Source organism: Chitinophaga vietnamensis, assembly GCF_902167635.1.
In the GTDB taxonomy this organism is placed as follows: domain Bacteria; phylum Bacteroidota; class Bacteroidia; order Chitinophagales; family Chitinophagaceae; genus Chitinophaga; species Chitinophaga vietnamensis.
The window spans coordinates 316091-330271 of sequence record NZ_CABHMS010000009.1 but is presented as its reverse complement, the minus strand read 5'-3'; the positions used below and the strand labels follow the sequence as shown (position 1 = coordinate 330271).

Here is a 14181-nt window from a genome sequence, read left to right as displayed (position 1 = left end):
TTTTTCATCAGATTAAATAAGGATTCACGAAGATCAAATCGAAATAATCTTCGTGAATCCTTATTTAATCTGATGAAAAAAATCCTTATAATCCTTTTAATCAGTATAATCCTGAGCAAAGACAACCTTCGCACAAAGAAATTCCCGCAAGGCGAAAGCCATGCGGGAATGTGTTGGTGCTTGAAACGCGTATATCGGTAATAGTATCAAGCCATTATTTGGCGGAGAGCATGGTGCCGTCGTCGGTATCGTCATCGTGGATGACGGCAACGGCTTTGTTGAGTTTAATATCCGGTGAAACGTGCAACTGGCCGGCAGTAGCGGCGGCGGTGGCATCACGGAGTTTTACGACTACGAGCGCATCGGGTTCTTTGATACGGTCGTTCACGAGGGCCACCTGGATATCAGTTTCGCTGAAGGCACAGTCGCCGGTGATCTTCACCATATCGCCGTTCATGATGATGTATTTTTTGCCGTAACGCGCCGTGCTGGATGAATCAACACCGAAATAGATATTGATATCGCTGCCGGTGCAATTGGTTTGTACGGACTGGTCGGCGGCTTTCACCAGTATACATTTGAACATGCTTACCGGAGCAGTGGCTGATTCGTTGGCGTCAGTAAGTTTGACAAGCGTTACGTAGGCCGGCTGATCCTGGATGTATTGTGATGCAGAGATGGACGTTACATCACCATTATATCCAACTACCGCTTCGTTGTCTGCTTTGATCTCGCTCAATACCAGCACTACTGTTTCTGCGAGCTCAAAACGGTTGTCGTCTTTCACTTTCACATTCAGACTGGCGGTGGAAGCGCCGCTATCAATGACGAAAGGCGCTTTGATGCTGTTCACGAAATCCGCGCCAGGCAAGGCGGTACCGTTACCGAACTTGTAGGTGAGACGTACCGGTTTAGCGGTAGCGTTGATCAATGGCGAGTTGTCGCGTTTGAAGATACCGGCGGAGAACACCACATCGGTGTTAGGTTCTGCGCCATTGCTGCCTCCTACAAATTTCACGATGGCAGGCTGGTCGAGGATAGTCACTTCTCCTTTGGCTTTGGTAAGATAGAGATCAGAGGCATCGAGCACTTCTACGTGGAAGGCTTCTTTTCCTTCGAGGAGGTTATCGCTCTTGATCGGTATCTGGATGGTTTTGGAGATGATAGCGCCGGCAGCAAATTCAGATGGAACAAAAGAGATCGTACCTTCCGTTACGTCAAAATCGCCGGGGCCCGCGCCATTCTTATGCGGGATAGTTTTATAATGTACATTCACAGGCGTGCGCACACCATTGTTTCTCAGGAAGCCGGAGAGGGTGATGGTGAGCGTGGCATTTGACAAGCCATTGAGCGGCTCTGATACTACGATATCATTGATAGATACACCGTGGCTGATCTTGATGATGCGGTTACCATCTTCATCACCGCCGCCAGCGGCGAGGATTTCGCCGGCAGGGCTCATCACCAGTGATGCCAGCGATGTTTTGGCATCGTATTTACCGAGTTGTTTGTCGAACATCAGTTCCCCGTCAGGACTGAGTTTCAGCAGGCGGTAACCTTCTTTGGTGACTACGCACATTTCATCATCTTCCGTGAGCAGCAGGTGCTGGAATACGGAGCCGATGTTTTTATTAACGACCATGCTACCGTCGGGCAGGAGTTTCACGATTTTGCCGGTACCGTTGCCGAGGTTACCACCGGCGGCCACTACTTTACCGTTCTTGCCTACTTCGAGGGCATAGAGGGCGGCATCTACTTCTTTGTTGAAAAGCTCGGTGCCATCGGGGCGGAGCTTCACGATGCGACCTTTATCTTTCTCTTCTGCGCAGGCGAATATCTGGCCGAGGTCATTTACTTTCATCGCGTTGAACTTACCGTCTACCGTGCTGTATTCTTTGTCGAATACTACTTGTCCTTCCGCGTTGATCTTGGCGATGCGGCTGGCATTGCCGGTACCATAGGCTCCGCCGCCCATAGCGAGGATAGCGCCATCTTCGAGGAGCAGCATCTTTTCAAATACGGCGCCGGGTTTGCCGAAGCTGAGTTCATATTGTTTTTCTCCCTTACCATCTACCTTCACGATGAAAGCCTTGCCCTGTCCATCTCCTACGTCGCCGCCTACGGCAACGATGTTTTCATCTTCATCGATCAGTACATTGGTGAATACGTTATGTGCGCCGAAGCCTTTATCAAATTCTACTTTACCATCGGGTGCAAACTTGGTGATGCGGGCCTGTGCAGGCTTGCTGCCATCTACGCCTACGGCGATCAGGCCACCACGGCGGTCGGCGATGATCTTGTCAAAATAGCCGCCCTGGCCATTGCCGATGCTTTTGTCAAACACTACTTCACCGGTGGCCGACAGCTTCGTGATACGGGCATTGCCGTATGCGATGGTACCGCCGCCTACCACTACCAGCTCGTTCTTTGGCAGCAGCAGCAGGTCCTGGTAAGCTACCAGCCCGCCTTTGTTCAGTTTGGTGTTATAAATAAGATTTCCACTGGCCGACAATTTGGTAATGCAACCATTGTCTGTACCGCCACCGATAGCTACAATTGCATTGTTCTCTGCAATTGCCAGTTTCTTGTACTGGTTCTTCGGCGTACCGAAGCTTTTGTTGAAGACTACCGGCATTTCCTGTGCAATGGCCTGTGCGCCTATTGCCAGGAAGAGCATTAATGAAGCAATTTTGTTCATCTCTGTAATTTTGATATACGCAAAAAAGTTATTTACAAGATCCTCACTTCACAGCGGCGGTTCACGCCCTGTACCTTTATGAACAGCTCCCTGTCGGCTGCCAGGGAATATTGTTTGGCGATCATCACCGGTTTCGTAGAGCCGTAATAGTTAACCCGGATACGGTCCGGATCCACTCCCCTGCTGCGCAGGCATTCCTGTATGTATACGGCGCGGTTCCTCGACAATGCCAGGTTATATTTCTCTGCGCCGATCACATCGGTGTGGCCATTGATCAGGATGAGGCGTTGCGGATGCGCTTTCCATACCTGGAAGATGGAATCCAGCTTGCGCCATTCCCGGTCTTGCGGCACATACGAGTTGAGATCGAAATAGATCACCCCGGGGATATGCCACAATACCCCGGCTACTTTGGCGAGGCTGTCGCCTTTCTGGGTAGCGGGATTCGGGTTTTCAGGCTGGCGCCATCCGATCCTGTCGGGAGCGGCATTGGCGCTGCGGCTGTCGCTGAAGGCGGCGGGCGCGGCTTGCGCGGCCGCTGCTGTTGGCGCTGTTACAGTGTTCACGGTATTTTGCCAGGGAATGATCTCTGGTGAGCTGTTCACGGGTTCATCGGCATAGTCCGCAACCGGGCGCTCGTTGTTGGCAATAACGGGCTCGGCTACACGTTTCACAGGCACAGGTAAAGGCTGCTGAACGGAATCATTTGAGATGTTGTCGTAGCGCTTGTCTCCTACTAAAGTCTGCTGACGGCGATCATCCGTCTGGTTCATCGTATAGGGCACTTTATCGTCATCTTTCAGCGGCTTGCCGGGATCGGGCAGGTCCAGCTGTTTCAAAGGATTTTTCTTCAGGTTGAGCACATAAATATGATCATTGTCGTGCACACCGGAGCGGTCAGAGGTAAAGTACAACAGCCGCTTATTCACATCCAGCACGGGATTCAGGTCATCGAACTGTGTATTCACCGGGTAAGGCAGATGCGCCACCCCTTCTTCCGGTTTCTTCACATTGATCACAAATATATCTTGTCCGCCAAAACCTTGCAGACCATTGGAAGAGAAAAATAACTGGTCTCCGGATACGAACGGATAAAGTTCATTACCATTGGTATTCACCGCAGGACCCATATTTACCGGCGCTTTCCACCGCTTCTCTTCCTTGTCCCAGTCGGTATAGTAGATGTCTGTTCCGCCATAACCGCCGGGCATATCGGATGCAAAGTACAAACGTTTCCCATTCGGAGCAACAGATGGATGCAGGAAAGAATAGTTATCTGCATTTTTCCCGATCTTCACCGGCACGGGTTTGCTCCAGTTGTCGTGCTCCGGCTGATAAGTGGCCTGGAGCAACTGGGTATTGTTGTTATAATTGATATAGGAATTTTTCTCGTTCTTCACCGCATCGAAACGATTGGAAGTATAGATCACTTTTTTACCATGATCGAAGAAAGAGGCCGGCCCTACTTGCAGTACGCCTTTCAGGCTGTTGCTGAAGGGTTCTACGCCATCTTCCGACACCATGTATAATTTTGAATTGGTGTAGAACGACTGTGCATCGTTCTTTTTAAAATCATTCGACAGAAATACGATGTTGTCGTTATACAATGCCAGTCCGTACTGATACCCCGGAAGGTTCAGCCGTAAACTGTCTACCCGCACATTCCGCATGGAATCGCGGTTAAAGAAAGTGTAGTAGTTCGTCAGTGATTCCTGCAGGTTGGTGAAACGTGCGTTATTCTTGTAGTTCTTCGCATAGGTTTCGGCCACTTCTTTGGCTTTGAGCACGCGGCCGGTGCGCTTCAGCAGGTCCATGTAATTGGTCACATCGCTTACCAGCACATCATTGCCGGGTTTGTACAGCAGCTCATCATAGAGGCTGAGCGTTTTTTCGAACTGCCGTGTTTCAAAATAGATGCGCGCCAGCTGCAGCTTGGCCGCGCGTAATACTTCTTCTCTTCCGCCGTTGTTGATCACGTCATTGCACAGGCTCACTGCATGCTCATATTCCTGTCTTTTGAACAGGCGGTCCGCACGCCTTACTTTGGCCATGCCATTTCCGCCTGTATGATCTTTCACGAATGCACAGGAAACAAACAGGATTACCGTACTCAGGAAAAGTATGAAGTTTCTAAAAGTTAGCATACGATCCATGATTGATGAATAGTTATTTTGTTAGAAATATCTTGGCGCTACCACTTTCCATTTCGACCAGGCGAAGCGATAGTTTACCATCAGCTCGTGCGATACGGTTTGCGCGCCCTTCAGGTTCGATTGCGTGGGCGTATCATACGAATAGCCGATCTGCAGGTTTTTGGTGGCCTGCACCTGCACCAGGCCTGTCACGGTTTTTTCAGAACGCCAGGAAGCGCCCAGCCATACCAGGTTTTTCAGCAGTATATTGGCATTGAGGTCGTATTGTACCCCACTGCCTTTTACCGCACGGATCAAAATGTTCGGCTTGATCTTTACCGCATCATTGATCGTGAAGAGATAAGCAGTTTGCAGATAGTAATGCGATTGCACCGCTACTTTATTTACACTGTTGCCCAGGTCAAAACTTTTGAAGGTGGGAGAAGAGACGCCCACAAAGAAATGATCGGTGAACAGCATGAAACCGAAGCCCACATCCGTTTTCCAGTAACTCTGGTTTTTTGCAAATACAGGATCGGAAGTGTTGAGCGCCCAGTTATCTTCCTTGTACTGCGATACGCCTCCTTTGATACCCATCGCCAGGTACAGCTTCTCATTCAGTTTCACACGCTGCGATACATTGAAGTTGACCTGCGTTTGTGAGTTCACCGTGATCTTTTCATTCATCAGCGAAAAACCCAGGCTGGTATTGGTGGCCTTCACAGGCGTATAAAATGAGGCCGTAGCCGTTTTAGGTGCACCATCCACGCCCACCCACTGGTTGCGGCCCACAGCCGTGAGGCTGGACGACTCGTCCATAGAAGGATACGCAGGGTTGATCACCATGTTGTTGAACATATATTGCGAGTAGATAGGCTCCTGCTGCGCCTGCACTTTCGCGCCGCAACAGCAGATGACCACTATACCTAGCGCTTTTATGATGTACTTTTTCATAGGTATCAACTTGTTTAACGTTTGATGACAATGTAGCCCGTATACCTTTCCGTTTTACCATTGGTACGTACCTCGATCACATAGAAGTAAGAACCATCCGGCACCTCTTGTCCCGAGCTGCCGCCGGTATTGGCATGGCCGTCAAAGTTGTTGGACTTGTTATCGTAGTTGTTTGTTTTGAAGACAGTGCCGCCCCAACGGTTGAAGATCACCACCTTGTTATCCGGATATTTATTGATGTTCTCAATGTACATCACCTCATTACCCATGCCATCATGATTCGGCGAAATACCAGGATACACGCGGATCTTGCCATCTACCCCATCTACATAATTGAGCTGGCGGTTTTTGTCGAGATAGAACCTGCTCACGGAATCCGGTACGCCATCGTTGGCAGAATCCAGGTCGAGGAAGTTGGGGATACCATCTCCATCGCTGTCATCATCCCAGGGGTTACCATTGTGGTTGATATCTTCCTGGTCATTGGTCAAACCATCGCCATCGGTATCACAAGGGCCGCACATCGGATCATCATTGAGGATCACACCGGTGGCCTTTACAGGATCAGTGAGTGTGGGCGTATTCTGGCCGGAAGGCACAGATACCGTCATCATATGTACAATGAACGACTGATCCATTTCAAACACGGTATCACCAATCATGCGCACAGTGAGCGTACCTTCCGACGCCATCGGCGGGATGATAGTTTGTGTGATGTTATCTTCGAAATCCTTACCAGGTATGGCTTTGTAGCTCATGAAAGGCATCTCGGTACCATTGGTATCTTCTTCAAACACATAGTTCACCGTGATCGGGCGCGAGCTCTTCCGGCTCATCTTCAGTTTGAAGTCGAGCGGCAGGCGTTCACCGAGGTTACCTTCTTTCGCAGAGAATTTAAGCGCAGCGAAAGAGATGCTCAGCGGATCATTATCTGTAATCGCTACCTGTGCAACATTATTGGCGCCGGCTGTATACAGCGGCGTACTGTTGCTGCCATTATAAGGCAGGATCGTCGCCTTCAGGAATCCGTTATCATCATTTACGTCATTATCAGTAACGGTGATGGTAAAGGTGTACTGCGTTTGCATAGCGGGCAGGTTCACCGTAAGAACGTTACCGGAGAGCGTACCGGCGCTGGTGGCGAAGCTGCGGGCCGAATCCTGATCGATCTGCAGGCGTACCGGCACATCGGACTTGGCGCGGGTAGGCGAGTTGAACGTAAACTGTATCGCGTCGCCTTCTACCGCTGTGGCAACGGCGCTGGCGATATTGAGCACCAGCGTGTCGTTATCGTGGATGATCACATCGGCGGTGGATTGTGAAGAGATAGGCCAGGTCACGCCTGCGAGCGTGCTGCTCACCGTCTTCAGTTGCAGTTGCACATTTTCATCTCCCTCTACGATATTATCATCTATCGGATTCACTGTTACAATCGCTTCATGCTGGCCCGCCGGGATGGTAACGCTGCCACCCAGTTTTTGATAACGTACATCGGGCGTAGCGCTGCCGCCAACGGTATAATTCACAGTTACATCTTTCACGGCAGAGAGCTGCGTATCTGTGAAGCGGATGCGGAAAGCGCCTTGTGTGGCCGGTTCGGCGGCATCTTTTACTTTTTCCACGAGCATCTGGCGGGCAAGGGCTTTAGGGCCGGTAGCGTCGCTCTCATCATCATGTACCGTCACTATTACGGTATCTGCTTCGTTGACGTTGAAGCCGATGAACTTGTTGAAACGTTTCATCTGTGCCAGCATCAGGGCGGCTTTCACCTGCTCATCGCCTTCTATCACATAGTTATCGATCACATTAACGGGAACGGATACACTGGTTTTACCGGCAGGTATCGTTACCGATGTGGGTATAGGTGCAATATTGGTGGTACCTGCGATGCTGCTAACGTAGAACACTACTTTCACATCGGCGGCGGCGGTGTCGGTACCGGGCAGGCTGAACACGAAACTGCCATTGGTGGCGGGTTCCGCGGCATCGCTGCCTTTGGTAAGTATTACGCGCATATCGCCGGTTTCAGGGATCAGCACCGCGGCAGGCTGTTGCAGCGTATAGGCAAAGCTGCCGGGTTGCAGTGCGGCTTTGAACACCAGCTGCTCATCGCCTTCGAGTGCATGATCGTTGATGGCGTTCAAAGTATAAGTAAGGCTATGCGTGCCCGCCGGCAGTTTCACCTGCGCCGGCATGCCGCTGTAATCTGCATCATCAGCGGTAGATGAAGGATCACGGGCAATATTGATGATGATATCTTCTGAGGATACAATCTGATCGGCAGTGAAGCCAACAGTTACCTGGCTGCTATGGCCTTCCATCAGGGAAGTAGAATCGATCTTCACCGCGAGTTGCAGATTGGCGGGATCGCGGCGGGTAGCATCATCTATCGTCAGGTCTATATGATCGCTTGTAAGGCCCGGATAGTTTTGAGATACAGCTACAAGGCGCAGCAACTCATCCGGCTCAATTACCTTGTCTGCCACCGCAGTAAAGGAGAACTGTACTGCTGATTGACCCGCAGGTATCACCACTGTTGAAGGCAGGCCGCTGACATCTGTTGCTTTGGCGGCAGATGCAGGGTCTATCGATATGCCTACGGCGATATCCCGGTTACAGGTCACGCCAGGCGCCAGGCTCACCTGCAGGGTGTAGCTGTTGCCTTCAAGCACATGTGTGCCGGTGGTGATGCCGGTCAGCTTCAGCACATTGTACAGCGGGTTCTCATGTGTCTTATCTCTGATGATCACCGTGGTATCACGTACCGGCATATTTATATCTCCGGTATTTCCCTGAACGATCAGGCTTTCGTTATCTTCCAGTACCAGGTCGCTGTAGGCGCTCACGAGCGTAGACGAAGCCGTTTCATTATCTCCCGGGTTCATCGTAATAGATGCAGGCAATGCGCTGTGATCGTTGGTGGTGGCCGTAGATGCCGCGCCTTTGTTGAGGTTCACCGTGATCAGCCTGCCCGCTTGCCAGCCATTCGGCAATTGCACAGAGAGCTTCGTGCCGGCGCCACCTTCATCAATACTGTCTGGCGTAGCCTTGATCAATATCGGCGATGGCAAGGGATATTGTTTATCAGTAATCGTATAGTCGAGCGGGTTAATCGTGAATGTAGAGATGCCATCTGTTGCAGTAGCCGGGATATTCAGTGTTTCCGGCCCTTCTACGAGATTATCGTTCAACAGGTCCAATACGATTACCGTGTCTTTGTTATAGATGATGGCGTTAGGAAGATTATAATCTGCGCCTGATTGTGCGGTGCCATTACGCGGTTGCAGGGTAATGTTGATGGGCACTTCTGTTGTTACGCCGGTAGGCAGGGTAACATTCAGGTTTACTTTATCGCCTTCCTTATAAGGTGCAGGCGTTTGTGCGGCTACGCTCAAAGTAGTATTGGCGGCCGATGCGCGCGTCATATCCTTGATAGTCAGCGGCACATTATTGACCACAAACGGGGCGGCAGCGCCATCGAGTATATAAGATTTATCTCGTTCCAATACCAGGTCGGTATTGGCTTTCAGCACGCCGGCGAATGTTTGTGAATGGGTGGCGGCTGGCAATACCAGCTGGGTAGTGGTAAGCGTAGCATCGCTATTGCCGGCCACAGAAGCCGCATCCCTGCTGAGGGTAACGGTGATCGGCGTTTTGGAAACATAAGAACCTGCCAATGATATCGTGATATCCGCACTGCTGCCTTCCGGCACTATGCTGATATTGGAGCTCATCGTCATCTGGTTGGCGCCTGGCTGGTTGATGGTATTATCTGCCACCGTGATGGTATCGGGCCGCACTTTTATATTATTATCTGAAGTGGAGCCGGTAACAATGATGGTACCGCCGTCGCCCAGCATATTGTTGGCAAAGGCGGTGATGGTGGCCGGTGTTGCTGCGGTCTGACCTTTCTTGATCACGAAAGTGCCCGGCACGGCGGAGTGGTCAGTATTGGCCAAAGTGGAAGCGGCATCTTTTATAACGTTAACGCTTATATCAAAACCGGCGATCCAGTTATTAGGCAAGGTAACGTTAAGCGCGGTCTGGTCGCCTTCCTTGATAGAGGCCGGCGTAGCGGTGAGTTGCAATGTTACCGGGTATTGCGCATCAATGATCGTCACATCTGCGGCGCCAATGGTATACACATAAGCGCTGCCATCGGTCACGGAAGGCGCAACATGGATGGTTTCCGGCCCTTCTACGATATTATCGGTCTTGATCACCAGCGGCACATGTACCGTATCGCCGGAAGAGAGTGTAGCCGTTGCCGGTAGTGTATAGTCTGCGCCGGCTGTGGCGGTACCGGAGGTGCTGAAGTTGATCGTCAGCGGGATTTCGGTGGTTACGCCTGCCGGCAAACTGATGATATAATCATTGCTGGCGCCTTCTGCCAGCTGCTGTGTAGCAGGGGCAATGGTGAGCGCCCTGTTGGCAGCTACCTGGCGCGTCATATCTTTAATGATGAAAGAAGCAGATGCTACGGTGTAATTGGCTGCCGTACCATCGATGATCAGCTGTTCATCATTTTCAATGATCTTATCCTGTAAAGCATTGATCACCGTAAACGGCGTAGTGGTATTGTTGGTGAATTTTGGTAATACAATGTTAGGTGACCTGAAACTGAAGTCAGTTGCGGATGCCGCAGAACCAGTGTTGCGTGAAAGCGCAATGCTCACATCTTTGGCAGAGGTAATGCCAGCGGGCAACGACAATACAAATCGGGTACTGTCGCCTTCATTCAGCGGGTCCGTTTGCGCCGTCATCGTGATCTTGTTACTGCCCGGCGAAGTGATCCTCGTTTTATCTGCAATGCTCAATTTCAGGCTGTCGCCCGTCGCAATATTCGGGTCCGCACTGGCCAGCGTTATGATTACATAGGAGTCATCATCAAGTACCGTATTGGCAGGCGCGGTGATCGCCACCGGCAGCGATGCATTTTTACCGGCAGGGATGGTGATGGTTGCCGGCAACGCAGTGTACGCGCCATTAGCGGCAGTGGTTGTAAGGCCCTTGCCTATATTAAAAGTGAAATCTTTACCGGCGATCAATCCTCCCGGGAAAGCCACGGTGAGATTGGTACCGGTGGTATTGCCTTCATCAATGCTGTTGGTAGTAAGCTGCAAGGTCACCGGTGTGGTCAGCGGATAGTTTGCATCTTTGATGATCAGGGTAGTATCCTTCACGGTGAAAGCCGTGCTGGTGCCATCTGTTACGGTAGCGCTCAGGATCAGGGTCTGATCGCCATCGATCCGGTTATCGGTCGGCACATTCAGGTCAAAGTTGGCAGCGTGATTGGTGATGGTCAGCGATTGCGGCGTCAGCGTATAGTCGGTACCGTAAGTGGCGGTGCCGCTGTAAGTAAGGTTGACGGTGATCGGCACTTCTGTTGTCACATTATCAGGCAGGGAAGCGCTGAAATGATACAGGTTGCCTTCCTTGATTTGTGTAACTGCGGGATCCTTCTTAAAGGAGATGACCGTATTAGCCGCATTGAGGCGGGTCATATCTTTTATCTTGAAAGCGGCAGATGTGATCGTGTAATTTGGTGCAGTACCGTCGATGATCAGCTGTTCGTCTGTTTCCAGCACCAGGTCTGATGTTGCAGTAACAACGGTGTAATCAGTGAGCGCGCTGTTCAGGCCCTTGCGCAGAACGATGTTCGGCTGGTTCAGCGTGAAATCCGCCGCGGTAGCCACAGAGGCCGGGTTGGCCGCTAAACTGATCTGAATATCTTTCGCTGAAGTAATGCCTGTTGGCAAGGCGATCTGGAATTTCGTACTGTCTCCTTCGTTCAGCAGTGCGGTTTGTGCCGTCAGCGTGATCTTGTCGCTGCCAGGTGAGGTACTTCTTGTTTTATCCGCGATCACCAGTTTGAGGCTGTCGCCTGTTTTGATGTTCACATCCGGATGCGAGAAATTGATCACCAGCATGGAACTGTCATCCAGCACGAGGTTAGCCGGCGCTGTGATCTTCACCGGGGCAGAGGCATTTTGTCCGGCCGGTATCGTAATCGTTGCCGGCAGGCCACTGTAGGCTGTGTTGGCGGCGGTACCGGTCACTCCCCTGCTGATGTTGAAGACCATGTCCTTACCTGCTTTCAGGCCGTTGGGCAGTACCAGTGTGATGTCCGCACCTGTTGCATTGCCTTCGTCAATGGCAGTGGCAGTGGTATGCAAAGTAACCGGACTGGTCAACGGGTAGTTCGCATCTATAATGGTCAGCGTGGTATCGTTTACATGATAGGTGTTGGTGATACCATCGTTACCGGTGCCGCTGAGCTGCAATGTCTTATCGCCATCTATCACACTGTCTTTCGGCACATCAATATTCAGCGTAGTGGAATGGTTGGCGATCACCAATGGCGATGGCGACAGCGTATAGTCTACACCGTTAGTGGCCGTGCCGGCAGGCGCCAGGGTAACGGTGATCGGGATATCAGTAGTGACGTTGAACGGTAATGATGCGGTAAAGTGATAGAGGTTGCCTTCTTTGATTTCCGTTACCGCCGGGTCCTTTATCAGCTGGATGGCTGTTAAGGTAGGATCGAGGCGGGTCATATCATTGATGGTGATATCGGCGCCGGTAACAGTAGCCGGATGACCCAGCACTACTGCATCTGCCTTCACACGGAACAACTCAGGGCGCTCCAGCACACTGTCTTTCACCGCGCTGATCGTGATATTGGCCGATCCTTTATTAATATCGATCAACACGCTGTCCGGCAGGATATAATCCAGTTTAGGCGTGGCCGTTACTCCGGTCGTTGGCGCGATGCCGCTGAGTTTTACCCAGAATGCCTCCGTAGTGGTAACACCGGATTGCAGGCTCACCTGCGCAGTGGCGGTGTTACCCTCATCGATCGATGCCGGTGATGGCGGCGTGAAGAAGATGTTATGGTTCTCGTCATCCTGTATCACGTAAGTGGCCACCACCTTGGGGCCCAGCGTAAGGAGGCCGTTACAGCCAACGGGCACCAATTGCACTTTAAAATGACGGTCGTATTCCAGTTTGTTATTACCGATCACGGTAAAACCATTCACCGTAACAGGGGTAGGCGTGCTGTAATCTCCGGGCGGTATCATAAAACCATTCTGGAAATTGGTATAGTCCACGCCGTCTATTGCCACATGCGTATCGCCCGGCGTGGCAGGTACCACCTGCATCTTCACGTACAAGGGCGCAGTGATCTTGCCGCCCGATACAATGATATTGAAGTTATGAGGATCATGATTATCACCTGTATTACCTTCCAGCCCGGCGAGCGTATCCTGTGCAAATTGCACGATCACCGGCGTGGAACCGGTGCTCACAGGCCTGCTGGCCATAGCGGCTTGCAGGGGAATATAATCTGAATTAAATGTGGTATCTGTACCATAGCCTACCAATACCGATGTTCCCTGCGCAACATTTCCTTGCAGGGGTTTGTTTTGATCGGAGATCTCCACGGCAATACCGCGGTTGGTGCTGGGCAGCTGTCCGAAGTTACAGGTGTTATAAAGACTGAAACCATCCGTTTTCTTCTGGTTGCGGGAATTTACCACACCGGAATAATAAGTAGAGAACTGGTCGCGTGCAGCCAATACATGTGTGAATGGTCCGGAAGCCGGTGTGCCAATACCTCTGAAAAGCCCTACCAGCTTGGGCGTGGTGCCTGTCGGTACTGGCGGCGGTATCTCAATGAATCCTTTGGTGTACAGGGCCGCTGCGCCAGGATAGCCGGGCGCGGTGGGCGCCAGAGCTTCCTGTAATACATTGTATTCAGACAAATAAAGGTGCGGCACTGCATTGAGGCCGCCCGGCATATCTGCTGCTGCTACAAAAAAAGTATAGTCGAGGTAGAAATAATTGGTCCCGCTTACATAACTGATGGTGATCATCATCGTCATGTTATTGAAGAAGTTGAACCCCGCGCCGCTAACGGTACCGATCATATTCACCCGGTAAGGTTCTGCCGTGGTTCCTTTCCCCATCACGTCAGATATCTCACAGATGCTCGGCGTCAGCTCACTGCTCACGTACAGGTTATCAAGATCCTGGAATATCATGGTGCTCACGATACCCGTTGGTATTTTCTGATATGTTTCTGCATTGCCCAAACGGTAAACGCTGTAGCTGCCACTGGGATCGATCTCGATCCTCAGGTCATTGGTAGTAGCAAGGCCTCCTCCGGGGTTAATGATTTTTTTCGTTTGTGCGTGTGCGTTAATCACGAAGCCAATTATCCAGACCAGCACCATACCGCAACGTGCTGCGATACGACAGGGCATAGCTTTCTTCGTTGATTTCATAGGATGGGAAAGGAGTAACATAAAAACGTGTAAAATTTCTATTTATACATATAGATTTTAAGTCAGAAAAATGAATACAGTCCTTTGTAAAACCCTATATGCCTGTATG

4 protein-coding genes are annotated in these 14181 nt (G+C 51.0%); all 4 read right to left on the bottom strand.

Annotation, left to right across the window (positions count from 1 at the left end; all coding sequences use genetic code 11):
- Positions 1-214 precede the first annotated feature (214 nt).
- From FPG75_RS23215 to FPG75_RS23200, 4 genes are read right to left on the bottom strand one after another with little or no spacing between them, the layout of a single operon-like run.
- Positions 215-2698, bottom strand: coding sequence for a Calx-beta domain-containing protein (locus FPG75_RS23215; RefSeq protein ID WP_143310391.1), 2484 nt, complete (start codon positions 2696-2698; stop codon positions 215-217).
- Positions 2699-2730: 32 nt separating this feature from the next.
- Positions 2731-4842: an OmpA family protein gene (locus tag FPG75_RS23210; RefSeq protein ID WP_161596896.1), complete on the bottom strand. Its 2112-nt coding sequence runs from the start codon at positions 4840-4842 to the stop codon at positions 2731-2733.
- Between the two features lie 30 nt (positions 4843-4872).
- Positions 4873-5784 carry a PorP/SprF family type IX secretion system membrane protein gene (locus FPG75_RS23205; protein WP_143310393.1) on the bottom strand — a complete coding sequence of 304 codons (912 nt, stop codon included), beginning with the start codon at positions 5782-5784 and terminating at the stop codon, positions 4873-4875.
- Between the two features lie 14 nt (positions 5785-5798).
- Positions 5799-14093 carry a Calx-beta domain-containing protein gene (locus tag FPG75_RS23200; protein ID WP_143310394.1) on the bottom strand — a complete coding sequence of 2765 codons (8295 nt, stop codon included), beginning with the start codon at positions 14091-14093 and terminating at the stop codon, positions 5799-5801.
- Positions 14094-14181: the final 88 nt, after the last annotated feature.

Bases quoted from the DNA above. Each gene is read 5' to 3' on its own strand.
- FPG75_RS23215 (WP_143310391.1), bottom strand. From the start codon at position 2,698: ATGAACAAAATTGCTTCATTAATGCTCTTCCTGGCAATAGGCGCACAG.
- FPG75_RS23210 (WP_161596896.1), bottom strand. From the start codon at position 4,842: ATGCTAACTTTTAGAAACTTCATACTTTTCCTGAGTACGGTAATCCTG.
- FPG75_RS23205 (WP_143310393.1), bottom strand. From the start codon at position 5,784: ATGAAAAAGTACATCATAAAAGCGCTAGGTATAGTGGTCATCTGCTGT.
- FPG75_RS23200 (WP_143310394.1), bottom strand. From the start codon at position 14,093: ATGTTACTCCTTTCCCATCCTATGAAATCAACGAAGAAAGCTATGCCC.